Origin of the sequence: Paenibacillus polymyxa, assembly GCF_018614975.1 — a bacterium.
In the GTDB taxonomy this organism is placed as follows: domain Bacteria; phylum Bacillota; class Bacilli; order Paenibacillales; family Paenibacillaceae; genus Paenibacillus; species Paenibacillus polymyxa_E.
On record NZ_JAGGNR010000063.1, the window covers coordinates 1 to 26,186 of the forward strand.

At 49.4% G+C, this 26,186-nt stretch carries 21 protein-coding genes; 4 read left to right on the forward strand and 17 right to left on the reverse strand.

Going from position 1 to position 26,186, the window contains the following annotated elements:
• From J7E78_RS28725 to J7E78_RS28755, 7 genes are all read right to left on the reverse strand, one after another.
• On the reverse strand, positions 1-96 hold a 96-nt coding region (locus J7E78_RS28725; RefSeq protein ID WP_215080276.1), incomplete at its 3' end, for a transposase.
• Positions 97-222: 126 nt separating this feature from the next.
• Positions 223-1,359 carry a glycoside hydrolase family 88 protein gene (locus J7E78_RS28730; RefSeq protein ID WP_215080238.1) on the reverse strand — a complete coding sequence of 379 codons (1,137 nt, stop codon included), beginning with the start codon at positions 1,357-1,359 and terminating at the stop codon, positions 223-225.
• Positions 1,360-1,524: 165 nt separating this feature from the next.
• Entirely contained in the window at positions 1,525-3,504 is a 1,980-nt protein-coding gene (locus J7E78_RS28735) for a glycosyl hydrolase (protein WP_215080241.1), read from the reverse strand.
• Positions 3,497-5,494, reverse strand: coding sequence for a heparinase II/III domain-containing protein (locus J7E78_RS29910; protein WP_215080243.1), 1,998 nt, complete (start codon positions 5,492-5,494; stop codon positions 3,497-3,499). Before J7E78_RS29910 ends, J7E78_RS28735 begins: the two co-directional genes overlap by 8 nt.
• Before the next feature lie 238 nt (positions 5,495-5,732).
• A complete protein-coding gene (locus J7E78_RS28745) occupies positions 5,733-6,389 on the reverse strand; it encodes an SGNH/GDSL hydrolase family protein (protein ID WP_215080245.1) in 657 nt (218 codons plus the stop codon).
• 133 nt (positions 6,390-6,522) lie between these two features.
• Positions 6,523-6,852: an AzlD domain-containing protein gene (locus J7E78_RS28750; RefSeq protein WP_215080247.1), complete on the reverse strand. Its 330-nt coding sequence runs from the start codon at positions 6,850-6,852 to the stop codon at positions 6,523-6,525.
• Positions 6,843-7,547 carry an AzlC family ABC transporter permease gene (locus J7E78_RS28755; protein ID WP_251035329.1) on the reverse strand — a complete coding sequence of 235 codons (705 nt, stop codon included), beginning with the start codon at positions 7,545-7,547 and terminating at the stop codon, positions 6,843-6,845. The genes J7E78_RS28750 and J7E78_RS28755 overlap by 10 nt, the downstream gene beginning before the upstream one ends.
• Before the next feature lie 374 nt (positions 7,548-7,921).
• Between J7E78_RS28755 and J7E78_RS28760 the strand changes: the two genes are divergently transcribed.
• On the forward strand, positions 7,922-9,922 hold the full coding sequence (locus J7E78_RS28760) for a methyl-accepting chemotaxis protein (protein WP_215080249.1): 2,001 nt from the start codon (positions 7,922-7,924) through the stop codon (positions 9,920-9,922).
• 187 nt (positions 9,923-10,109) lie between these two features.
• Here J7E78_RS28760 and J7E78_RS28765 read toward each other — a convergent pair whose 3' ends face one another.
• Both J7E78_RS28765 and J7E78_RS28770 read right to left on the reverse strand, forming a co-directional pair.
• On the reverse strand, positions 10,110-11,306 hold the full coding sequence (locus J7E78_RS28765) for a DUF2087 domain-containing protein (RefSeq protein WP_215080251.1): 1,197 nt from the start codon (positions 11,304-11,306) through the stop codon (positions 10,110-10,112).
• Between the two features lie 265 nt (positions 11,307-11,571).
• Positions 11,572-13,545, reverse strand: coding sequence for a methyl-accepting chemotaxis protein (locus tag J7E78_RS28770; RefSeq protein WP_215080253.1), 1,974 nt, complete (start codon positions 13,543-13,545; stop codon positions 11,572-11,574).
• Between the two features lie 267 nt (positions 13,546-13,812).
• On the opposite strand from J7E78_RS28770, the gene J7E78_RS28775 reads away from it, so the two are divergent.
• Positions 13,813-15,213 carry a serine hydrolase gene (locus J7E78_RS28775; protein ID WP_215080255.1) on the forward strand — a complete coding sequence of 467 codons (1,401 nt, stop codon included), beginning with the start codon at positions 13,813-13,815 and terminating at the stop codon, positions 15,211-15,213.
• A gap of 170 nt (positions 15,214-15,383) precedes the next feature.
• On the opposite strand, the gene nagZ is transcribed toward J7E78_RS28775, so the two are convergent.
• The 7 genes from nagZ to J7E78_RS28810 form a co-directional block, all read right to left on the reverse strand.
• Positions 15,384-17,102: a beta-N-acetylhexosaminidase gene (nagZ, locus tag J7E78_RS28780; RefSeq protein ID WP_215080257.1), complete on the reverse strand. Its 1,719-nt coding sequence runs from the start codon at positions 17,100-17,102 to the stop codon at positions 15,384-15,386.
• Between the two features lie 35 nt (positions 17,103-17,137).
• The gene (locus tag J7E78_RS28785; protein ID WP_215080259.1) at positions 17,138-18,334 is read right to left on the reverse strand and encodes a DUF1343 domain-containing protein; all 1,197 of its coding nucleotides are present in this window, start codon (positions 18,332-18,334) and stop codon (positions 17,138-17,140) included.
• Positions 18,334-19,044, reverse strand: coding sequence for a hypothetical protein (locus tag J7E78_RS28790; RefSeq protein WP_215080261.1), 711 nt, complete (start codon positions 19,042-19,044; stop codon positions 18,334-18,336). The genes J7E78_RS28785 and J7E78_RS28790 overlap by 1 nt, the downstream gene beginning before the upstream one ends.
• A gap of 48 nt (positions 19,045-19,092) precedes the next feature.
• Positions 19,093-20,202: an ABC transporter ATP-binding protein gene (locus J7E78_RS28795; RefSeq protein ID WP_215080263.1), complete on the reverse strand. Its 1,110-nt coding sequence runs from the start codon at positions 20,200-20,202 to the stop codon at positions 19,093-19,095.
• Between the two features lie 272 nt (positions 20,203-20,474).
• Entirely contained in the window at positions 20,475-21,308 is an 834-nt protein-coding gene (locus J7E78_RS28800) for a carbohydrate ABC transporter permease (protein WP_215080265.1), read from the reverse strand.
• Between the two features lie 65 nt (positions 21,309-21,373).
• Positions 21,374-22,297 (reverse strand): carbohydrate ABC transporter permease, encoded by a 924-nt coding sequence (locus tag J7E78_RS28805; RefSeq protein ID WP_215080267.1) that lies wholly within the window; start codon positions 22,295-22,297, stop codon positions 21,374-21,376.
• Positions 22,298-22,352: 55 nt separating this feature from the next.
• Positions 22,353-23,705 (reverse strand): ABC transporter substrate-binding protein, encoded by a 1,353-nt coding sequence (locus tag J7E78_RS28810; RefSeq protein WP_215080270.1) that lies wholly within the window; start codon positions 23,703-23,705, stop codon positions 22,353-22,355.
• Positions 23,706-24,070: 365 nt separating this feature from the next.
• Here J7E78_RS28810 and J7E78_RS28815 point away from each other — a divergent pair, with 365 nt between their 5' ends.
• Both J7E78_RS28815 and murQ read left to right on the forward strand, forming a co-directional pair.
• Complete coding sequence (locus tag J7E78_RS28815) at positions 24,071-25,033, forward strand: N-acetylglucosamine kinase (RefSeq protein WP_215080272.1); 963 nt, start codon at positions 24,071-24,073, stop codon at positions 25,031-25,033.
• A 22-nt stretch (positions 25,034-25,055) separates the two neighbouring features.
• Positions 25,056-25,961: an N-acetylmuramic acid 6-phosphate etherase gene (murQ, locus tag J7E78_RS28820; RefSeq protein WP_215080274.1), complete on the forward strand. Its 906-nt coding sequence runs from the start codon at positions 25,056-25,058 to the stop codon at positions 25,959-25,961.
• 147 nt (positions 25,962-26,108) lie between these two features.
• Here the strand turns inward: murQ and J7E78_RS30150 are convergent, their stop codons facing one another.
• Entirely contained in the window at positions 26,109-26,186 is a 78-nt protein-coding gene (locus J7E78_RS30150; protein ID WP_397330622.1) for an IS3 family transposase, read from the reverse strand.

The following is a 26,186-nucleotide window of genomic DNA, read 5'->3' on the forward strand; positions in this document are numbered from 1 at the left end:
TATTTCATCACTTATTACTTTCCTCCGATACTTTACGACTAGAATAAGATGATAATGAAGCGAGAACACTGAATGATTATTAGAGTCTAATTCCACATATATCACAGCCTTTTTTTATATTACGACTGAACAATTATATTATAGCCTGGGCTAATCCAAAAGGGAAGAGCGTTGCCATTCATCCCATCACTTTAGAAGTGAGGGAATTCTGACAACTTAGGGTTAAAATAACCCCGCATGTCCACGCAGCTTCGCCAGCGCTTCCATATAGAAATAATCGCCGTATATAATCGGCACATTCAGCCCTCGCCCTTCCGGGTAATGCACCGTTCCCTGCATGATCAAACCTTCTTCCGCTGCCGAGTCGCCGGAGCTATAGTGCTCATGCAAACCGCGGATGATACGTTCTCCCGCGGCGGCATAGGTTTCCCCGCGCGGCGACAGCTTCGCCAGCTCAAGCAACCCGCTCGCGGCAATCGCCGCAGCGGACGAGTCCCACGCCACCTGATGCTCCGCAGGTGCGCGGAAATCCCACACCGGCACGATCTCTTCGCCAAGCATGGCGAGGAAGAAATCGGCCGCACGCTCCGCTGTCTCCAGATATCGGGCTTCGCCCGTATACCGGAAAGACAGCGCAAACCCGTGCAACGCCCAGGCGGTACCCCGCGCCCAGGCGGAACCTGGAGCATGGCCCTGTCCGCCATGCTCTCGCAACTTCTGCCCCGTGTGTGGATCAAACTCCACCACGTGGCAGATGGACCCGTCAGCGCGGATGAATTCGCGGGCCACGGTGTCCGCATGTGCTTCCGCCAGCCAGCGGAAGCGAGGATCGCCGCTCTGCTCGGATGCCCAGTAGAGCAGCGGCAGGTTCATCATGCTGTCAATGATGGCTACGCCGCGCGTATCCATTGCTGACGAGCTGAAGTTCCAGGCGCGGATGAACTCACCGCGCACGTGGAACCGGGCAGCGAGCAGGTTGGCGGCAAGCATGCCGCGCCGCCGTCCATCCATGCTGCCCGTCTGGCGGTAGTTGGCTACGCCACTAAGCAGCCAGATGAACCCCAGATCGTGATCCACCGATTCGGGATCACGCAGACAACCCTCCAGTTGCCGCTCACAGCTTTCGGCAATACGATTTAGCGGAGCGACCGCTTCACTTTCCGGCGCATCCCCATAGACCAGCCATAACAATCCAGGCCAGAAACCTGCTGTCCACCATTCCGGATCATTCCGGTCATACGTCCCCTGGGGGGCAATGTGTGGAAAAGTATCCTTGATCCGCTTTGCATTCCGAATTGTCTTGGCAGCCCCCTGTTGCCACGCTTCCTCGAGCCATTTTACCGACGTTGATGTATTCATGAACGTATCCCTCCTCGGTTCAATACCGGACACCTATGCTTGATGCTCCAGCTCATCCTCAACTTATCTATAGCGTCGTATCCCGTAACTACTATATCTATCAGTTAAATATCACTAATCATCCACAAATAACACTTTTAACTATGATTCGAGATGTTTCGAGATCTAATGATCCTCGACCTGAACTCCTTCATGTGTAACCTCACCCAATCGGATCGTCAATGACAGACTACGTGCTCCGTTTACTTCAATCCGCGCTTCTTTCAGCAACCCATTACGGGAAGCCACGACTTGCTCTTTCAGATGAATAGTGGCCCCCTGATCCAGCGCTGTAGATTCTACATAGGCCCCGCGATACTCCGTTCGTACGCTATGATTCGTATGGGTAATCACCGCCTGTTCACGACCATCATGGAACATCAACGGAATGAGTGCACCTGCCGCCGCAATCTCACCCTCGAATTCATACGTTATGGTCAGCAAGTCTGCCTGTTGCACATAATGAGTACGCAATGTTTCAATCCCGTATAATGGACCGACCCATGTCACGGCAAAAGCATTCTCCAAGGCATTTACGCCATCTTCTTCCGCTCTTTCCGCCAGATGCTGCTCCACTTGATTCCGGGTATTACGGTCCACCTTCTCGTACACAATGGAACCTCCTCCCTGTGCAGGGTCTAATCCAACATCCCGATCATATGCACCACCGGATGGAATCCCCTCTGCAAGACTGTGCCATACCCCATCTGGTGTCTTCCAGGCAGGACAGTAGCTGAGCGGATGGACCGACCCTTCGGCAAATTCCGTGAATCCGGCCTGAACATGACTGGCAGCGGATGGACCAATCAGACCAGGTAACCCCGTCTGCTGAATCCGTACCAAACCAGGGATCGTATACGGATCATTCATCGCCGTGTGTAACACCAGTTGCTGACCAGGTACGGAAGCAATCACAGTTTCAAACCACCCATCGGCCTGCAAAACCCTACTCCCGAGTTCGGAAGGAAGGTACACTTCGCCCACATCCTCTCCCGGATCATTGAGACAAGCGTGGGCCAGCGCTGCTGCCGTCCACAGGTTGTAACAGGTGTGGTTGGTATAGATTTCGTACCCGTGCCGATCTTCTGGCCCGTATTCATTGCGCACGATTTTCAAACGTCCATCTTCCATCTTCCAGCGCTCAACAGCAGCAAAACACCGATTGGCCGCACGTGCAAAAGCACCCGCCATCACCGGATCACCCGCCTCCAGAGCCTGCGTTGCATGTGTAGAACATACATAAGCCGCCGCCGCTTCATTCCACTGATGCTGGGAGCTGCGACCACGCGGTGGAATCTCACCTAGCGGCGAGAGCGTCAGTAACGAGCTGAAGGCACCATGGCGCAGCTGCTCACGTAACGTATTGGCAGTGGCTCCCTCGTAACCCGCCTCAAGCATCACCCCAAGGTGATAACGGGTGGCAATATCATAGGAAAATGGACAATTCGGACGGTCCAGCGGTCCATCCTGATACAAGCCGAGTGCCGTAAATCGGGGTACATGATAGGCTTCCAGATAACGATCCATCCACGCTGTATCCTCACTCGCCAGCTGTTCACGCCACCGCAAATATTCGCCGGAGATCATAATGGCATTCCAGTTAATCATCCGATTGGGGTTATTCATGTTGCTCATCGTAAATACATAATCTTGTTCAGGATGGATCGTCTTGAGTGCCTCAGCCCAGATCTTCGCCTGTTCCGGCAGATATGACTTCAACAACATGTAAGCTCTCATCATGAGCACCGGAAAAAAATCAGGGTGATTGTCAGGTGCGCTACCATTGACCACGGCATCAATGCTCTGTGACAGGGCTACCGCTGCGGAATCCAGCAGATCTGTACGTCCCGCGTCAACCAGAACTGCCGCAGCCATCGCATAGGCTGGTGTAGAATAATACCTCTCCACACCAGAGAACGGGTCGATAATTGCACCCTGACTGTCCTGATATGGTGTGTAAGCGCGAACAACACTTTCAACAAGTGCCAACTTGCGCACCCTATTCCATCCGTCTGCCGGAGGGGGGCCCGCTTGTTCTGCCAATGTACGGTAACGTTCGAGTTCATCTTTCCATGGATACGTGGACGCAGATGTATATTTACTCACGCATGCTCACCTCGGTTTCTCCCATTTTCGGTTCAATGATGAAGCGTACCTCACATTCCGTTTCAAGCGGATTAGGACTTTCTATCCCAACATCCGTCTCATCAATCACACCTGTCCATGATAGTGACGTTCGATAGAATGTGACGGGAACATTGTCATGATCAACTGTTTTCATAGCCTCCGTAAATACCTGCCACTGGTTCGCATCATACGTCATATGGACCGTTCCATGTACACCTTGCCAGCGAAGATTACCACTCTTCACCACCTCAGGCTGTACTCTACTCATCCATCGTTCCACAACACTTGAACACTCTGCATGTGAATCTGAATCGTCCACCGAAGATGATCGTTCAGCTGAAGACACCATCCTGCTCTTCCATTGAAAACGGTCAATGAGGCGCAATTCTGCTCTATTCCTGCTACCGCCAGAAGCCATCTTCCAATGGAATTGGCGCGTATAACGAGCCAGTGAAGCTGCCCCAGAGTATGCGGATGTTAGATCCATTGTTGCATTCAGCTCACCGCCACCCTCTGCCAGCTTTGCCTCTAACACATGGGCCTGTGCTTGCCGACCGGAGCATTGCTCCTGGCCTTCAATGAGCGGCACGCTATGACCGGATGATGAGATGTGGAACAGTTGCTCTCTGCCTGGCGCAAAATACGCTTGGGTATACAACCCTGCTCCGGGATCACACAGAATATTCTCACCACCGCAATGGATAATGAACTGACCCAGATCATTATGATTGTGAGGTTCATTGTTATGCCCGCCTTTAATGGAAATCGCTACATGAAGAGGTGTGCCATTCGTACATTTTTTATTGGGCGAATCGAGCGCTCCCTTTGCAATCATCCAGCCCAGATTTTGAAAAATAAACCCCCGTTCAGCCTGCGCAGAGGCACCTTCATCACCATACACTGCCGGATCGCTCCACATCACGTTCCGCAACAGATGAGCCCAGCGATGACAGGGATCATCGGTAAGCAGTGGAATATGAAGCGGCAGATCCACCTGCAACCCCACCCGGGATGCGAGCAGGGAGAGTAATCCGGAAGGGATCTCTTCCTGCTCGGCACTGTCCGAATAATTCACGAATGTGCCGCCCGACAGATGAACTCGCAGCGGGAAGGCTGCGATGGCTGCTATTTTGGAACCTGTCAGCAGATCCAGTTCGCCCTCACTGTACTCACGAAGCATCTCGGCATAATAGGTGAAATAACCAAATCCATATACCCAATATCCAATGCCTTCAGCACAGCCGCCATCCTCGCCATAACCGCTCAGGAATGCGTTCATACAGCTGACCGTATGGGAGATCGACTCCCTCAGCGTGGTCTCATCCTCCGACAGCAACAATGCGGCCATGCCGCAGCAGCCACCACAGACCGCCGACCAGTTGTGATCCGCTGTCTGCCAGTGGAACTTCTGCTGATTCCGGTAAAGCGGGGCGAAGATTCGCCGCTCTGCTTCAGACCTGATCCGTTCTATGACAAGACGATCCAGCCGCTCGGCGTGAATGGTCACAATCTCGGCCAGCATATGTACTGTCTCTGCGGCGAACAGATCAATGTTTCCATTCACCTGATCGACCTCTCCCGTACCCAGATGTGCGGGCAAACACCACGTATACTCACCACACACGTCCCACAACATTTCTTCCAGCGCTTGCAGTGTATCCGGCCTAGCCGTGTCCAAGGCGAGCATCGCCACAGCAGCCAGCCTGCCCCTTCGATCGAAATAAGCCTGCTCATAGGCTTTCCGCTCACCCGTCTCGCTGAACTGACGGTATAAGCGGAACGTTAAAGAAGGCATGGGTTCAATCAAAGCGCGTTCACCATATGACTTCAAGTCCGTGTATAGCGTAGCCAATTCAGGCCGGGATAACTTCTCCAAGAGTCTGTCAGCACTTAGGGGGCTCACGGCTTTGCTCTCATTTCCACGTTGGTTTATATTTTCATTTTCGACTTCGTGAATGGAATCTTCCACCGAATTCACCACTCTTCGTTAATGGATTGTCATGCCCATATTATAATGTAATCGATTTCACTTTACCGGATATGATAGCACTTTTGAAGAATTATCCATTAGAACCCTTTCCACGACGTTACTTCCTTCTCCTTCCTAACCCCAAAAAAAACGAAGAACCTTCGTCAGGTTCTCCGTTGTATTCGGCCTGTCACCACAGGCTTTTTATGGCTATCTCATATTCTTAAGTATTCGTTGGTTACACAATCGCAAGCGATGAATTCTGTACAACAGACAACCATTGGCGTGCAATCAGCTCATGACCTGCTGCGGTTGGGTGTACGCCATCCCATAACCAGTACGCTGCATCCGCCTGTTTCAGAGCGTCATTAAACGTCTGCTGCAATGGCACCCACACAGCTCCAAATTCCTCAGCAAGACCTTGGGCCAGTTTCTGATATTGACCGATATACTCTTCCCAGGCTTCCCATTTCTCCGCGGTTGCTCCGGTTCTCAGAATAAACGGTTCCATCAAAATCAGCCCTGTATCCGGCATCACTTCCCGAGTTTCTCCGAGCAAATGGCGATACGCCCGTCCGAAACGATCCGTCACCCCGCTAGGTTCACCATTCATCGTGCGCCAGGCATCGTTAACCCCAATCAGGATGCTGATCAGGTCCGGTTTCAGACTAATTGTATCCTCATTCCAGCGTGCGTACAGATCCGATGCCCGATCCCCGCTGATGCCTCTGTTATAGAACGTCTTATCCTTGCCCGCGAGTTCCATTCCCAGTTTGCTGGAGATCAGATACGCATATCCGTGTCCGAGAAAATGATTCGGATCATCATTGCGTGATCTTCCCCCATCTGTAATCGAATCTCCCTGAAACAATATAACGGATGGACTTGTACTCATGATTGAAATCGTTCCTTCCTCTTGTGCAAAATGGAAACAATGAACACCTCAGTCTCCATTTTATCCTTTTCGGTCACAATAGAAAATAGCGTTTTCATCACTGAGTGTCGCCATCTTGTGAGTCTCCTGGCAATTATCCGATCCAATATCGCAGTATCATCATAGCCACAATACCGACCAATACGGTTCCCAGCAGACTGCGTGTCCAAATAGCTACTGCAATCGTAGGCAGGGATGCCCACAGAGCAGCATTGTGCGCAATCGGCACTAACTGGTTGTCCGACATGAACAGTTCCTGACCAATCAGCGCTGCCATAACCGCTACGGGTACATATTCAAGCCAGCGTAACAACCACATTGGAATCTGTATCTTGCTGAACAGCATCAGTGGCAGTACACGCGGGATAAATGTTAACAACGCCGAACCCATAATAATCCAGAATACATCCCATCTTACTTCCATCGTTCCATAAACACTCCCATCGTTGCCGCAATGACCGCAGCCACAATAACACTCATGCTGCCAAGTGAAGCCATACTGGCGAAGATTACACAGACCACGGCGATAATCGCCACATTAATGTGTAATTTTTTATTTTTGCGATGCACCAACTGGAGTACAACCAGCCCAATAAACATCGCTGGAAGTGCATAATCCAGACCCAATCGTTCGGGATTGGTGATCCAGCGTCCAAAATACGCTCCCGCCATATTGGCTACGAACCAGTTCAGGTATGCGGTAATATTCAGACCATGCATCCAGCGTTCACTGAGCCTTTCCCTGCCAATGGCACGTGTCATCGCCACACCGAAAGATTCATCGGTAAGCAGTGAACCAATCCACATATTTTTAAGCGGGGTCAGATGTCGAAAATACGGTGATACAGCTGCACTGAGCAGCAAATGACGAAGATTCACAAAAAATATGGTGAACATGATGGCTAGTGCTGATCCATTCGATGCGAGCATGCCTGCTGCAATGAACTGAGCTGATCCTGCATATAGTATCAGGCTGAGCAGAGCCGTTTCCGCCAGACTCAGACCTGCGGTCATTTCAATGACACCCGCCGCAAAGCCAATACTCAAATAGCCAAGCAGGGTTGGGATACAATCTTTGACCCCCTGCATGAATGTAGCCTGATCCTGGACCTCTTCCATGTTCTCCTGTCCAGATATCTGTAGTGTACTTTGGTCCAACTGCCGTACAACCCCTCTCCAATTTCTGTCCCCATAAACCGATATATATGGATGTAGATCCATCCAGGTCCATTCTTCACTTCACATTAATTCAGAAATATACCACAAGATGTGCACTAAGGGAGAGACAGATTAGTTTTTTATAGAACAGATGTAATCCTAAATACCTAAAAAATCAAAAAAATATTTTCGCAAAACTCATAAAATATGTTGAAAAAACGCGAAATTTGTCATACGATAGCACCAGAAACTTCTGGAAAGGATGGAATTGAATATCTTTTACCAGATGGGCTTGTCCACTAGATGGGGATGGGTTACACAGAGGGGGAATGTGTATGAAAAAAATTCGTAAACAAGGGGCCAAAAGAACGCTGCAGATGAGAGAGAAATTGATTTTGTCATTTGCCATCGTGCTACTCATTCCAACAATCAGTCTAGGCATTATCTCGTTCCAAACAGCCGATGCCAAGGTCGAAGAGAAAATGTATGAGAATGCGATCAGCAGTGTTACTGTGCTCAATCAGACCATTGATCAGATCATTGGTGCAACACGCAAAAATGTGGATTTCCTGGCAAGTCAGCTGGATGCAGGCAATGTCGGTCCCAATCAGGGTGACGAAACGGAGACCATCCGTACCTTGCTCGACGCGTATAAGGAAACCCATGATGACGTGGAACTTGCCTCCATCGGCACGGACCAGGGCGTGTATATTAACTCCCCTGTAACTGCGGTGAACAAAGAAGGATATGACCCGCGCGAACGCCCGTGGTATCAGGCTGCTACGCAGAACAAAGATGTTCCTACCGTAATCACCCCCTACATATCAAGCAATACCGGCAATGTTGTTGCTTCGGTAGCTCAGACCTCAGCGGATGGCCATGGTGTCGTCTCTGTCAGCCTGTCGCTTGAAGCCCTCTCCAAGACGGTTAATTCCACCAAGATTGGCGAGAAGGGTTATATCTATATCATTGATAACGCCAATAAAATCATTGTACATCCTACCGAAAAACCGGGGACCGAAGGAACCATGGCACCCTATAAAGATATTTTTGCACAGAAAAACGGAAGTCTGACCTATACGCTAAATGGAAACCAGGAACACGCCTTTTTTTCCACCAATGAAACGACAGGCTGGACCGTGGTTGGTGTCATTGACAGTGGGGAAGTGACGGCATCTGTCCGTCCGATCCTCTATACCACGCTTATTGTTGTAGCGATTGCAATTGCGGTAAGCTCCATCATTATTTTCTGGATTGTGCAGTCGATCACCAAACCGCTGAACCGCTTGGTGAAGGCATCTGACGAAATAAGTAATGGTAATCTCACCATCGAGGTTGCTGTACTAGGACAGGATGAATTCGGCAAGCTCAGCACCAGCTTCAATAAAATGAGTGAATCCTTGCGAACCGTTATTCAGGACGTGCGACACACGGCTGACGAGTTAACCGCCTCTTCAACACAATTGGCAGTCAATTCATCCGAAACAACCAAAGCAACGGAGCAAGTTGCCTTGATTACGGAAGAATCCGCAGCTGGACTTGAGAAACAAGCAAGCAGCCTGAAACATACGGCACAGCAGATGAATGAACTTGCTGGAGGTGTGGGACAGGTAACGAACAGTACACAACAAGTATCTGAGGCCGCCATGCAAGCAAGTGAGCTCGCGGATAAAGGGAACGCTACCATGCAGACAGCCGTATCCGAGATGGATTCCGTTAGTCGCTTTGTACAAGGTATGGCAGATACTGCTGGACGACTTGAACAGCATTCCACATCCATTGGTGAGATGGTCTCTGTCATTACAGACATCGCTGCACAGACCAATTTGCTTGCTCTCAATGCTTCAATTGAAGCAGCTCGCGCAGGTGAGCATGGACGCGGCTTCTCCGTTGTTGCCAGCGAAGTTCGCAAGCTCGCGGAGCAATCCAGCCTATCCGGCCAGAAGATTGTAGAGATGGTTGGAGCAATTCAACAGGAGATTGCAATGGCCAATCACAATGTGCAGATTGGGCAGCAGGATGTAAGCAACGGCATTCGCGCCGTGCAGTTTGCAGATGAAGCTTTTGCCCAGATTAGTCAGGCTGTCGGGGTCGTCAATCATCAGCTTGAGAACATTGCAGCTGCCTCACAGCAGATGTCTGCAAGTACAGCCGAAGTGGTGCAATCCATTGATCAGATCCACGCCATATCGGAAACCAATGCCGATGGAACAGAGAACATCTCCGCTGCTACGGAGGAGCAAGTGGCTTCCATGCAGGAGATATCTTCCTCTGCTGACTCTCTCGCACATCTGGCTCACAAGCTGCAGAAGCTAGTGGAACAATTCAAGCTGTAATCGTTGAAAGATTATTACACTGACACTACGATGACAGAACAACCTTCCAATCGCTGTTATCGTGCAAAAGATTAGTCCAACTTATATAACAAGTAGTCTGTAACATCAAGAGCCCCTTTGCCAAGATGATGGCAAAGGGGCTTTGGGTTATAAAAGGTCAGGCATTTTAGAGAGGAAAATGTCCCGCTTATTCAGCAGATGGCTTTTTATCTCCGTGGTACCCTTGATCTCCATACGGCTCTAACTGTTCAAACCAGCGGTTCAGACATTTGGCGAGTGCATCTTTGGGATCGTAATACGGGTTATCGTCTTGCTTCAATGTCTCCAGCACCTCGATCACAAACGCATTCTCTCCATATTCATTCCATTCAGCCTGTAATCTTCGATTCAGATGGCTACCCATCTGTAACATAAAACGTTGTCCGTTAATGGTTTTCAGGTTAAGTGTGCTGTCGATATAAACTTTGCCGTTACGTTCATTCCGAATCTGGTAGACGCCCGCTTCCGTTTTGACCTCTTTGGCCTGTTCCTGCAATTCTTTGCGACGGTTCATCTTCTCCTGCTCCCCCTTTTCTTTGCGTCCCTGTTTTCCAACTTCGGCGCTCTGTTGATCTGCGTTGCTTCTCAGCCAATACTGACTGCCGTCTGGCTCACGTTCGAGCAAACCATAGTCGATAAGATACCTCCGTATTTCCACGTAATCATCATGAACTTCCTTCAACAGCACATTGACCTGTTTTTCGGTATATTTGCGCTCTGTCTCGAATCGTTTGGCAATTTCGGTGAGCACGATATATTTATGCTTTTGCTGCATATGAAACGTCGTCAGTGGACCGCCGGTACCCTCTGGAAAATACTTGTTCAGCACCTTTTCCCGATCCTGTTCTGTAATATCAAATGAATCACGATGGATCGTATGTCCATGTCTTGTCACCGGCGACACCCATTCGGCAGGAGCCTGGGTATCCTTGCTTTTGAGAAGTTCCATTAATGCCAGGAATATCTTGGCCTGCCGTTCCTTCTCCTTCAATACAAACCGATGATTCCGAATCGTGGAGGCACTCCCGATACCAAGGGCCTTCTGTACTTCAGCATCCTTCTTGCCTTCATAGAATTGTGCCAACAAGCCCCGCTGGACATCGGACAATCCGGTTACGCTTTTATCCAACTCTAGCAAATATTCAAATACCGATCCATGAACCTTCTCAATATGCACTCGCATATAACGGACTGCCTCATAGAGCACTCCTTCTTCAGGATAGATAATCCCCGTTTCCGTCCTGTATCCGCAGCAGACACATATATAGGAGGGCCCCTCCTCCATATAACCACGCTTGATCTCTTCCAATGAAGCTGTTTGCAACCAGGATTCCGATGATTTCATGGTAAAGCTCCTTTTTATCATTGTTATGGTCATTCCAACCGTTATTTTATATTTATGTTTGTTTATTTATAGACATAATATAATTTTGTTTATTATATGTCAACATAACTGAAAAGGATGCTGTGTGTGAAGACATAACGGACTCCCCTTGTTCAACAGAAAAAAAGACCGCAGGGTCGCAACCCTGCAGTCTCATCGCAGAAAGGACATTTCAGCACCTTCCTTACGTTTCTATCACTTACTCATTGTCCCAGTTCAATCACTGTTACAACTTAAACCGTTCAATCATGCTTTGCAGATCTTCAGCCATACGTGACAATGCTGCCGACGATGCTGCGACCTCTTCCATGGTGGCCAGCTGCTCTTGGGCAGCAGCCGATCCGTCTTCCGTTCCAGCAGCAATTCGGTTTGACAGAACCATCGTATCATTCACTGCCTTGTTGACATGACCCATGCCTCCGTCAATCTGGCGGGATGCCGCGGATACTTCTCCAGCTTGTGCAGCTACCAATTGAACCGCAGTACGAATGTTATGGAATGCTTCGCCCGCTTCTGTAACCATCTGCGAACTCTTCACCATACCTTCTCCCGTACGGGCAAAAGTGGATTGCACTGCATTTGTTTTCTCCTGCATCTCATGCATAAGCTCATTAATCCGCTCGGCTGAAGCGCCTGAACTGTGAGCGAGTGTCTTCACTTCGTTGGCTACAACGGCGAATCCTCGCCCTTGCTCGCCAGCTCTTGAAGCTTCAATGGATGCATTCAAAGCGAGAATGTTCGTCTGCTTGGCGATGGCCGTAATCTCGGCCACAATCACAAGAATCTCTTCATTTTTCGCGCGCAGATCCTCAATGACCACAGACATGGCTTTGCTCTCATCATTCACCTGTTGAATATGGGTAACCGCTTCTTCTACGGTAACCATACCCGCTTCCGACTTGGTGGAAGCATCCAGAGCGATACGAGCGGTGTCTTCAGCACTTGATGAGATCTCTTTGACTCCAATGGACATTTCGCCCACGAGTTGACCTGTAGCAGCAAGACTATTGTTCTGCAAAGTCGTTCCCGCAGCTGCATCCTGCATCAGTTCAGCCACCTGTTCTGTGGCTTTGGATGTCTGCTCGGAGCTTGCCATCAGTTCTTCAGAAGACGCCGCCAGCTGGCTGGACGTATCATGTACTTCTCCAAGCACACTACGGAGTGAGGTCGTCATCATATCGAAGCTTTCCCCGAGCTGTCCGAACTCATCCCGGCGCTGTAAACCTACCCGAACGGTGAGATCCCCGGCGCTTACTTTGGATGCTGCCTGCGTTAATTGCAGCAATGGTCGGTGAATGCTGCGGATAATGAATATAAGCAGAATCAATCCAATAACCAATGCAGAGGCCACAATTGTAATTGCACGGATCAAAATAGGCATTACGGCTTCACTTGCTTCGGAAGGAACCATCTCACCAACAATCTTCCAGCCTGTCACCGGATTAGTGAAATACACAGCTTCCAGTTCACGACCATCATATGTATACTTTACGGTCCCGCTTTCCTGTGTGTACATCTCATTAATGTAGCTTTCATCTGACTGTGTACCGGATTCAATATTGTAGTGGAACAGGAATTTACCCCCGTTATCCAGCATGTACAGTTTGCCTTCTTTACCAATACGTATCTGATCAACGGATTCTTTCAGATGATTGAGACTGACATTGGCCCCGAATACCCCTTTGCCATCAGCCAGCTTGACCGCTGCGGTCACAACCCATTCGCCCGTCGAAGCCGACTGGAACGTATCCGAGATTACCGGTTCATCCTGGGACATACCCATCTTATACCATGAACGTTCTCGAGGATCATAATTCTGTTCCTCGGATTCAGGGGACTTCATCCAGCTGCCATCTTCGGCACCTGCGGTGAGTACACCCAATTCCTTGTGATTCTGAGACATCCGATCCATCTGCCTTTGAAGTGCAGGGGATTTATTAATAATATCGTTTGAAGTAATACCCGCAGCCATCTGCGCTGCGTTATCCTTCTCCATATCCAGCATTTGATTTATCTGCAGACTAAGCATTTCTGTTTTGGCCTGTGCGGAAAGAATAATTTCCATTTTAACCTGGTCAGCAGCTTTTTGATAAGACAACCATCCTACGGTAATGCTCGGTACTATCAGAAACAGGAGCAATGCAGCGATCAGGCGTTTTTTTACGCTTAAAGTAAACCAATTTCGAATCCTTTTCTTCATTTAACTATCCCCCATCATAATCTTCACCCATCCTTTTATCGGACAATCGCCGTAAAAATATTATGTATAGATACTAAATTAGTACAAATTTAATTTAAATGATCTGATCAGATGATATGGATTATATCCGCTTAATCATTTTGACCCTCTACGCGAGATCGTTTACAATGCTCATAAGCTGGCTATTCATGAAACGATTGGAAGGAGAGGATTCAAATCTTACGCAAGTCAAATGAAAGACAACGTATTTCCACGTTATATTCATCCATGTTCCGTATTCTGTTAGCGCTCATCCTGTGTGCAGGCCCGATTCTGGGACAAGCTGGTATTACAGCATCCGCAGCGCAGGCGACGCAAGCAGTTCACATTGAAGTGAATGGTGAGCAACAATCCTGGAAGAACGAACCACTTATAATCAAAGGCTCAACGTTTGTTCCACTGCGGGATGTGGTCACATCGATTAAAGGCACGTTGAAATGGGATAATCGCACCAAGACGGCTACCATTACCGTTGGAAGAGACAAGCTGATTCATCAGGCTGGCAGCAATTCCATTAAAGTAAACAAGGTCGATCTGACTACAGGTGTGAATTCACGTACCGTTAACGGTACGTTGATGGTCCCTGTCCGGGCCATGGCTAATGCAATCAAGGCAGACATCAAGGTCCAACGCACAGCTACAGGTAAGATGAATGTAAATATGGTCACTGATCAAGTCAGCTTGCTGAATAGCGAGGTTGCAAGCGTAGATACATATCTGCGCGAGATCAACTATCCAGGTATGGCGCTGATTGCCCGGGATGGTGAAGTTCTGCTAAAACAAGGCTACGGACTTGCCGATGAACAGACGCTAAATCGCCCGGATCAGAAGACCCGAATCGCATCGCTGAGCAAATCCTTCACGGCCGCGTCCATTCTGAGTCTCGTGGAGGAGGGTAAGATTAATGTGCAAGATCCAATCTCCAAGTACATCTCAGGTATACCGAAGGGAGATCAGATCACACTGCACATGCTCTTATCTCAGACTTCAGGTCTGCCATCCGCATTTGGTCGGGGCGAAGGAACTTCTATGGAAGAGACTGTAGAGGAGATTCGCCACAAAACGCTGAAGTTTGAACCAGGAAGTGCCTATCTGTACAGCAACAGCGGGTATGTTTTACTTGCATACGTCGTTGAACAGGTATCTGGCATGAGTTATGCCGACTACGTACAGCAGACGATACTGAAACCACTTGGTATGAAGAATTCGGGAGAGGCCTCCCGTAAAGTGCATACAATTAGTGGTTTTGTTCAACAAGATAATGCATGGGTAACTGCCCCTTATTATGTGTCTCAATCCGGATCAGGAACCATCTATTCCACGGTGGACGATATGCTGAAATGGGATCGTGCGTTGTATACGGACAAGATTCTAAGCCAGGATACGATTGAACAGATGTATGAGCCCTACTCCGATAAAAACTATGGCTACGCCTGGATTCTCAAAGAGAATGGCACCAACCGTACCGTCTTCCACAACGGTAGTGGTGGCGGGTTTGCCACAGCCTTTTCACGTAATCTGTCCGATGATATCACCATTATCCTGCTCGGCAACCATGCAGGTATGGACATGACTTCACTTTTGGATGAAGTTGAGGCACAGACAGCCAAAGCACTGCAATTGCAATAATCCATAATTAATCGCTTATATACAGCACAAAGAGACGGTCCTTTAAAGGATCGTCTCTTTGTGCTGTATATGTTTTCATTTTAACGACTCACACTTCCGTTTCGCTCAACCCACAATTCATCTCTTCTCCATCCTGCAAAAGGCAGATTATCTCATATTCTTATCACTGCCTAGGAGACATCTGCTCTTTCATCATCTGTCTGCTTTAACGTTACAGGAAGTTTCCCCGCAAAAGGAATACGCCCCATCAGCGCCTGAGCGACGCTATCCATGGCAAGTGGCCGGCTCTCGTAAGCCGTTACATAGACTTGGGCATCCGGAAGCGCCAGCAGATCATAGGGGCTTCGTAATGCCACAACAGCCAGTGGTTTGCCCAATTGCTGTATCCAACCAATCAGCCTGCACTGTGGATCGCCGGAGGGGCTTCCCGCATTGTAGGTTCCCACCACAATCTGCCGAATGTCATCTGCTTCCGCTGCCTGAAGCAGACGGGCGGAACGAATGGCAACTTCCTCGGGCGTGACCATCAGATCGACAACATCCAGTCCATAAATGGATAAAGCTGAGCCCAAGGTGAACGTCTGAGTCAGCTGTTCGTCGGCAATTGTCGTCACGGACGTGGCAACCGTTATGACCAGTGTGCGTTCCGGCTTCAAAGGCAGCATATTCAGCTGATCGCGCACCAGTGTGATACTATTCTCGCTAATACGGCGGGCAACCTCTTGGTGTAATGAACTGTTGCGCTCCGACCAACTGGATAGAGCAGGCGCGTTTGATGCCTTTGGCAATGATGCATTCGATACTACCATATTCACTTCATCATCACTTGCGCAGCCCACTCCACTCTCCAGTAAACCACGTTTTGCCTTGTACATCAGCAAACGATTCACCGACTCATCAATACGTCTCTCGCTAATCTGTCCGCTCCCCACAGCTGCTAACAACGCCTCAAATGCCTCTGCCTGAAGCTTGGCCGTATGGCTAATTAACACCAGATCTGCCCCGGCCTCTACCGCCTTTACGGCTGCATCGACAGTACCATAATTCACGGCAATGGCATCCATCTCCATGCAATCTGTCACGATCATGCCCTCATAACCCAGCTCCTGGCGAAGCAGACCGCTTAATACGGTTTGTGATAGCGTTACGGGCAGACGCTCTGGCTCCAGTGCAGGGAAATAAATATGCGCCGACATCATGGCATCGACACCTTCGGCGATAGCCGCTCGGAATGGAATCAACTCCAGGCGTTCTACCCGTTCACGATCATGAGTGATAATCGGGAGGTCCAGATGGGAATCGGTATCCGTATCCCCATGCCCCGGGAAGTGCTTGGCTGTCGCTGCAATCCCAGCGTCCTGTATTCCCGCAATGGTCTTGGCCCCATATTCTGCAACGGATTGTGGAGATTCGCCGAATGACCGCACACCGATGACCGGATTGGCGGCGTTATTGTTCACATCCAATACCGGAGCAAAGTTCATGTTAATACCCATGGACTTCAGCTCCAATCCACTGATATATGCCGCCTGATATGCATCGTCAATGGAACCTGCAGCGGCAATGGCCATTGGTCCAGGCATCAAGGCGATCCCTTCGGTAATTCGAGCAACCATGCCACCCTCCTGATCAATGGAGATCCAGAGCGGCACATTACCCCTACTTTTGGCAATCTGTTGTAGCCCTGAGGATAACCGCTCTACCTGCTCTGGCGTCTCAACGTTACGCGCAAAATAGATCACGCCACCGATTGGATACTTTCGGAGAAAGAGTTCCACATCGCCAGCAGCTTCAGTGCCATGAAAGCCACAAAGCAGCATTTGCCCAACTTTCTCACGCATGGTCATCTGTTTCAGCTTCGTCTGGTATAACTCTTTTGGCCCACTCACTCATTTCATGCCTCCCTCCGCTAACAAACATCCGTTCATTCATATAACAAAAACGGCTTTCGCCGCTCCTTCCATTCCGCTGCCTGTACATTCCACACTTCCATTAAACGAATGAATTCCGCACGGTCATGAATGGTTTCCCTGACTTCCTTCCCCCCTGCCAGCAGGTCGATAAAGTACCTTGAACCCCGCTCTGGTGGCTCCAGCCAGCAGAATTGCTCCGGATAGAGTGACACCAGTTCATGCAAAAGCACCAACCCTGTCTCTACCGCCCGGAATTTCCTGCTGTCCGTTACAAAAATCCTTACACCACCACACAGCTCACCTGCATGTTTGGAGAATGTTGGCGACATGTACACTGGATGCACATGTACTCCCTCCAGCCTGTATTCCCGAAATCGTTCCGCCAAACGCTCCCCCTCAACCCAGGGGGCTCCAATCCACTCGAACGGGCGGGTCGTGCCCCTGCCCTCCGATACATTAGTGCCTTCGAACAGGCACGTACCCGCATATACCCGCACACTGTCCAGCGTGGGTATATTGGGAGAGGGCAACATCCAGGGAAGCCCACAATCCGCAAATTCCATGGAGCGCTGCCATCCTTCCATGGCAACCACGTCCAATTCGCAAGGTACATCCATCTCGCTGTTGACCATCAAGGCGAGTTCACCTATCGTCAATCCGGTACGTACAGGTACACGCCAAGCGCCAACGAGTGATTCATACCCCGCGTTCAGCACACCGCCTTCCACAACGTTTCCACCCAGCGGATTGGGGCGGTCCAGAATCAGTATGCGTTTGCCTGCTCCAGCACAGGCATCCATCATATGGAACAAGGTTGAGGCATACGTGTAATAACGGATGCCCACATCCTGAATGTCGAACAGCACCGTATCCACTCCAGCCAGCATTGCAGGCGTAGGTTTCTTGTAATCTCCATACAGGCTGAACACCGGAATGTCCAGACGTGGATGAAGCATGTCACCGAATCTGACACCCGCCTGAAGTTCTCCATCCAGTCCATGCTCACAGGCATAGAGCGCTGTAAGCTCGGCATTAGCCAGTCCGGCGCACACATCTATTGTCGATACAAAATCCGCTGTAATACCAGTCGGGTTTGTAATTAGACCGATTCGATTACCCGTTATCCATGGATGCGATAGCCCTCCGGACAGAAGATCAACTCCCGTTTTTACAGCCGGAATCTGCTCGGTCCCATTCAACTGGCCCATCACACATTCCCCTGGCTGATCCAGCCTGTATGCTGGTGATCGTTACCGCCTGTTACGACAGGCTCTTCTTCAGGCTCCAGCACATTAAGAGCAACCTTATGCTGATAGATGGCAAACATCCCTCCAAACAGTGCTCCGAAACCAACGACAGTCAGCATCAGCAAAGCAGTCAGGCACATGGCCTGAAAACAAGCGCCCATCGTGTACCCCGGGTGACGGAAGAACAGCTTTACACTTTCCCCCATCGCCTGAACGATGCCCATGTTTTTTTGTAAAACAAGCTGCCAGGTATAGAACTGTGACATCAGCGCCATGAGAACAAAGAATGTCTGGAACACGCTCACTGCTGTACCCGTAATTCCACCCTGTCCACCGTAATACCACCAGGTTGACCATAGAATGAAACCAAGTACCGCGAAAAGCACGCCCACCGATCCTCCCGGGATTATTCCCTTCCACGTTCCGATCCAGATATCCTTAAGTCCATTGCGCCGTTCCTTACGTTCCAATCTGTGATGTACGGCATAACAAACCCCGAACAAGATGGGCATATATATCAAGGCCAGAAGCAGCACTGCGATCGGCAATGGAGCAAACATCAGAATGGGAACCAATACGATGGAGCTAACGACACTGTACAAGGCCACCGGAATAATATCCCGATAGATTTCCGCGCCCGACTTAATCAATACTTCACTCAGCTTACGCATTTTTATTCTCCCCTTTCTCACCGTTCCTTCTTCGCCCGACTTCGTCTCTTACTTCCGTCCAATCGCAAGCTCCGTCTCTGGATCGAAAAAGTGCGCCTTACGCAGGTCCAGCACAAAATTCTTGTCCATACCTACATAAGCATGTGTTTCCGGGTGAACCTTGGCTGTAACGGTACGGGCACCGGAATGGAAATACACCAAATTCTCGGAGCCCAGATGTTCTACAACTTGAACTCGCGCCTGCAGCATGTGGTCTGTCGGGATATTCGGAGCGACATCATCACCAAAAATATGCTCTGGACGCAGACCCATAATCACCGGTTTGCCCTGATGACTCTGAAGACGAGCGAGTACATCTGCTGGCAAGGTGAATGATGCCCCCTCGATGACAACCTGCGTGCCTTCAATCCGCGCATCAATGAAGTTCATCGCTGGGGAACCGATAAATCCGGCAACAAACATATTCCGCGGACTCGCATACAGTTCTTTCGGTGAAGCCACCTGCTGGATATCTCCATGATTCATGACCACGATGCGTTCCCCAAGTGTCATGGCTTCTACCTGATCATGTGTCACGTACACGATCGTGGCACCGAGACGTTTATGCAGTTCGCCCAACTCCACCCGCATCTGTACCCGCAACTTGGCATCCAGATTGGACAGTGGTTCATCGAATAAAAACACCTGCGGATCACGGACGATCGCCCGTCCCACCGCAACACGCTGGCGCTGACCACCAGACAGCTCGCGTGGTTTGCGCTCCAGCATCGCTTCCAGTCCCAGAATGGAGGCCGCATTCTGCACCTGTTCATCTATATAGGACTTTGGCTTTTTAAGATTTTTCAGGCCAAAAGAAAGATTCTCACGGATGGTCATATGCGGATAGAGTGCATAATCCTGAAACACCATCGCGATATCCCGATCCTTCGGATGCAGATCGTTAACAAGCCGGTCACCGATCACAATATCACCGCTCGTTTGCTTCTCCAGTCCGGCAATCATCCGCAATGACGTCGTTTTGCCACAGCCCGAAGGACCCACAAACACTACGAATTCCTTATCCTCTATAACAAAGTCCGAGCCGGCCACAGCCGTGAACGTTCCTTTATGATCGTCTTTGAATTCTTTGCGCACTTGGCGAAACTCCACGCGTGCCATAGGTAGATCCCCCTTTACGTTGTCACTTGTCCTGAACTATATAAGTTCAACTAACGAATCCTTACACTGGCACTCCGATGACAGAATAACCTTCCGATCGCTGTTATCCCCAGATTTCTTTGATTCCTTTATAAAAAGGGGAAATCCGGTGATAGCTTAAGCTTCCGATGTAGCTTTCTTTCAGAAAGCTTTTAGGCGAACGCCTTCGCTTCTTCAGGTTATTTCTGTCCTCTCCGTTATAGTGTAAATGTTTAGTTGAACATATATTAGAATTAACCTTTTACTGCACCAATCGTAATACCCTGCAGGAAATAACGTTGCAGTGAGAAAAACAGAATGATCATGGGCAGCGCACCTATTGTTGCCCCAGCCATCATTGCGCCGAAGTCCGTTGATTCGGCAAATACAAAGGAGGCCAGCCCCACCTGAATGGTACGCATCTCGTTGGAATTGGTAATGAGGAACGGCCAGAAGAATTCATTCCACGAAGCCACAAACGTGAATATCGCCAGTACCGCGATTCCCGGCTTTGCCATCGGCAGGATCACCTTCCAGAAGATACCGAACTCGCTGCAGGCATCGATACGCGCCGCATGGATCAGCGATGTGGGCAGCGTAGACATGAACTGTTTCATCAAGAATATGTTCCCTACGCTAACGGCAGCAGGCAGAATAATGGCCGTATACGTATCCCCCAGGTCAAACACGTTGACCATCAGAATATACAAAGGAATCAGCGTCACCTGTGCCGGAATCATCATGGTTCCCAGGAGGGTCCAAAACACAGCCTGACTACCCGGAAATTTCAGCTTGGCAAATGCATATCCCGCCAGGGAGGCGAAGAATACATTTGTTACGGTCAAGATGATCGAGATGAGCAGCGAGTTGTACAGCCAGCGCCAGGCATCGGTTTTGGCAAAAAAGCGCTCATATGGTGATAACGACAACTGCTCCGGAATCATCTGTGGTTTAAACGAAGCCGACATCGCACTATCCTGCACCGAACCGACGAGCATCCAATACATCGGAATGACCGTCACCAGCGCCCAGCCCACCAGCAGAATGGATGCAAAGACGAGCAGTGTCTTTTTCTGTGTTGATTTCATGAATTACATTCACCCCCGGATGCTTATTCCCAAAATGCTCTAATCGTACGTGTTTTGAACTACCTCTAATACTCAATATCGCTGGAGAAATATTTGAACTGAATGACGGAGATGACTATGATGATAACCGCCAATACAAACGACTGTGCCGAAGCCAATCCGAATTCATAGAACTTAAATGCAGTTTCGTAGATCAGGTAGGCAATCGTTGTTGTAGCAAAATTCGGTCCACCTTGCGTCATCAGATATACCGAGATGAACACCTGGAAAGACGTGATCACACCTGTAACGAGCAGATACAACGTCGTTGGTTTGAGCAGCGGCCATGTAATCTTGCTGAACTGGGTCCAGCCGCTGGCATGATCAATATCCGCCGCTTCGTACAGCGATTTCGGAATACCACCCATGGCTGCCAAATACAGAATAATGCCCGCTCCGTGCGATCCGAGCCAGTTCATCAGAATGAGGGAAAAAAGTGCCGTTCCCGACTGGCCCAGCCAGATCACCGGATCAAGGCCGAACAAGCCGAGAAAACGGTTGAGCAGCCCCGAATCCGTCGGGTCAAAGATCGCTAGCCATACAATGGAGATGGTTACCCCGGAGGCTACCGCAGGCAGATACATGGTAGCTTTGAAAAAAGTCTGCCATTTGCTTTTCATCTGAAAGATGAAATAGGACAGTACAAATGTAATGAGAATATTGACCGGGACTGTGCCTACGGTGAAGATCACCGTATTTTTAATCGACTTCCAGAACGTCTCATCTTTCACCAAACGCTCGTAGTTATCCAATCCAACCCACGTTGAGTTCATAATGTTGTATTTCTGAAAGCTCATCACAAGAGCTGTTAGTACGGGATAAAGTGTGAAAATGAGAAACAGCAGGACAGGCGCCAAAATGAACAAATACGCCCACCCGTAGTCCCGCCAAAACCGGGCAACCCGGGAAGTCCGGGTCACTGACGGTTTTGGCGCAAGGGCGGTCTGCATGGCGAATCCTCCTCTCCTAATCAGTGTGGTTTTACGTTATGTTTGATTGTCCGAGTTATTGTCCAAACATCTGCTGGCCTTTGCTCTTGAAGTCTTCTGCGATCTGCTCCGGTGTTTTCTCACCCGAGAACAGCGCCTGGATGTTTGGCTTCACAACTTGTTCCTTGAATTGTTTTTGCTGGGATGCTTTGTCGATATCCAGTTCCAGTACAACCGGCATCGCGATATTCTCTGCCATGACTTTTGCAGCAGCCAGATTATCTGGTTGACCAAGCTCTTTCCCTTTAAACAGTTCCACTTGGGACTGTCTTACGAATGGAAGCGCCAGTTCATTGGCCGAGTTCCCTGCTTTGGCACCGCTAAGCGCCTCCATTACCAGGAACGTATTTTTGGCATGCTGTTCGCCCTTGTCCTTTTTCTGTTTGAAGGCTACATACCCTTCGCCGCCCATTGTTGTGGCCGCAGGTTGATCGTCATTATGCGGTACAGGCAGAAGGACAAAATCAATCTTCTCTCCCTGCACCTTGCCATCATCGATGTCCTTGTTGCGGTTCTGAATCATCACATCATAATAAGGAATCGCTTTGGAGATGATCGCTGTTTCCCCCGCGTAGAACATATCCGTCCGTTTTGCCGGAGCGAGAGCCGCCGTTTCCTTCGGCATATACCCTTGATCCATCAGATTTTTGATAAAAGAGAGGGTATCCAGAATGCGACCATCATTCCATTGGAACGTTCCGTCTTTGTCGAGAACATCAATCATGCCGTTGTTCCGGGACAACATTTCAATGAAGTCAAGCGAGGTTCCGTCGGTAACCAGTGCATATTGCTTGGCCCCACCATCCAGCGCTTGGGTCAGCTTGGCAGCAGCATCGTTGAATTCGGACCAGGTCCAGCCATTTTGCTGAATGGATTTCCAGTCAATGCCTGCTTCCTCCAGAATGCGTTTGTTGCCACCCCAAGCCCATTGGAATTGATACAACGGCAGGCCATACTGTTTCCCCTGAATCTGGCCTAAGTCCAGCGTACCCGGCAGATAGTCGTCCTTGATCTCAGGTGTCAGGTAGCTGTCCAGCTCAAGTGCCAATCCCGTATTCACATATGTTCCGTCTACGCTATGAAAGTAAAGATCCGGCGGGTTGCCCGCATTCAAAGCGACATCGAATTTTTTGGGCCCTTCCGCCCAGGAGAGCATTTCCGTCTTGACGGTAATGTTCGGGTGTTCTTTATTGAAATCAGAGATTAGATCCTTCAGTTCATCTTCATATGTGCCATGTACAGGATAGGTCCATACCGTTACCGTATCGTCAGCATTTGGGTCATCTGAAGCAGCACCCCCGCTATTCCCACACGCAGTAACCAAGACCATCATCAACAACATCGTCCATACCAGACCCTTCTTTTTCATCCCTTCATCTCCCTCGCGTGTTTTCTTCCGATTCTTCCATTGCCTCATTGCCTAACCATGCTACCCCTTTGAGATCATCCAGCCTTCAAACGGCATCCACCTATAAACGCGGCAGTAAGGAAAAGCACCTCCCCTGTAGATTGGACCTGCCAGTACGCAGGCTAAATCTCTTAAATGCAATATTAACGTCAACTTAGTTAACATTAACAGTATTAATTCCTTCCAAAATTGTAGATTGAATTCATTATATGAGTTGTAAAATAAAAATTCAACATTATTTTTTATTATAAAATTTAATTTTACTTTTTCTTTTTATGCCACTATACTATGTAAAAAGAAAACCCAAGCAAGCGAGGTGAGCCACTTTGCGAGTATATGTAGGCGTAGATGGAGGCGGTACCAATACTGATGCAGCAATCATTTCTGAATCTGGTGAAATTCTCGCCCGACTCAGCGGCGGTCCCACGAACCCTCACAGCGTATCAACTGAACAGGCCCTTTCCGAACTAAAACGAGTGCTGGAACAGCTATTTAATCTAATAAGTGATTTATCGACAAATTGTGAGGGTATATGCCTTGGTATGTCAGGTGTAGATACGATCCAAGAACGGCAACTTATAGCCGAAGCAGTAAAAAACTATATGAAAAGTCGTAATCGACATGCATCAGAAGGCTGTCCAGTCTGGGTTGTATCCGAAGGAGAGATTGCTCTGATGGCCTCTCTCGGACATACGCATGGGGTATTATGCATCTCTGGAACAGGGTCTATCGTGTACGGATTTACGCTGGAAGGAGAGCGATACCGTGCAGGAGGCTGGGGTCATCTGCTCGGAGATGAGGGGAGCGGCTATCGTATTGGGCAGCGTGTACTCCAAGTGGTTATGCAGAGTTATGACGGGGTTCTTCCTCCGACCCGTTTAACCCCGCTTCTTCTAAAGAATCTGAACCTTCGGGATATACCGGAGCTAAAGACGCGGGTGTATCAGACGGATTGGAGCAAAACCGAGACCGCATCCATCGCCCGCCTAGCTATGGAAGCAGCTGAACTCGGAGATGAGGCCGCCCGGGCACTGATTATGGACGAAGCCTCACAATTGGCGGATACCGCCAAAGCGCTGGTTGCCCGTCATCCCGAATTTGCCTCCACTCAGGTTGTCCTGTCCGGATCACTGTTTCGATACGCTGCACTTTTCCGAAATACATTTATCCAGAAGTTATCCGGATATTATGGAGAGTTGGACTTTGTATATCGTGAAGATGCCCCCGCTCCAGCGGTTGGCGCAGCACAACTGGCAAGAAAACGCTGTTCCATAAATGAATCATTTTGAAAGAGAGAAGGAGGCCATACGGATGAATCACATGCTGAATTCACTAATAACAGAACAACCCAATCCACTAACGGATCATATAGATGAACTGCCTTCGGCAGAAATTATGGAACTGATTAATAGCGAAGACCAACGAATTGCGCAGTTAATTCAACCACTCATTCCTGTCATCGCACAGGCTGCCGACCGGATTGTAGATGCCTTTCAGTCAGGTGGCAGACTATTTTATGTGGGTGCAGGTACCAGTGGAAGATTGGGTATTCTTGACGCTTCGGAATGCCCGCCCACCTACGGAACCCCGCCCTCCATGGTGCAGGGTATTATTGCAGGTGGTTTCCGGGCAGTGAAGGACCCAGTGGAAGGTGCTGAAGATAGTGAGGCGTTGGGAGCTGCAGACCTTGATGAACATGGCTTAGACAAAAACGATGTCGTGGTTGGCATTGCCGCCAGCGGACGAACACCATATGTGCTGGGTGCGATGAGACACGCCAAGGAGATCGGAGCTACGGTGATCAGCCTGAGTAATAATGCAGGCACACCAATGGCCCTGCTGGCTGATGTGAGTATTGAGGCGGTTGTCGGCCCGGAGGTTGTCATGGGGTCAACACGTATGAAGGCAGGCAGCGCCCAGAAAATGATTCTGAACATGCTCACCACTACCGCCATGATTCGTCTGGGCAAGGTTTACCGTAATTTCATGGTCGATCTGAACCCTTCGAACGAAAAGCTTGTCCATCGGGCCAAACGCATGATCCATCTGGCAACCGGAGCAAATGAAGCGGATATTGAAGAGGCTTTTACCGGTGCAGACGGTCATGTAAAAACGGCAATCGTCATGCTGATGGCAGGTGTGGACGTAACGGAAGCTCAGCACAGACTTGATCTGGCTGACGGTTTTGTCCGTAGCGCCATTGGAGGGTCTTCCTGAGACGTTACAGGGGGATATTTCAAGAGGTTAAAAGAGAGGAGCCCAACATTAGTCTGAACCGCTCCCTGTCAAGTAGACAGTTAAAAAAACAAAAATTAGTTCATTGAGATACCTTAGCCCGGATGACGTGCTAAGGTATCTTTCTTGTTATACAGCTCTTCGGTATTCGTTCGGAGACAAGCCGCCCAAACACTCCGTGTAACGGTAGTTGTTGTAGTAGCGCAT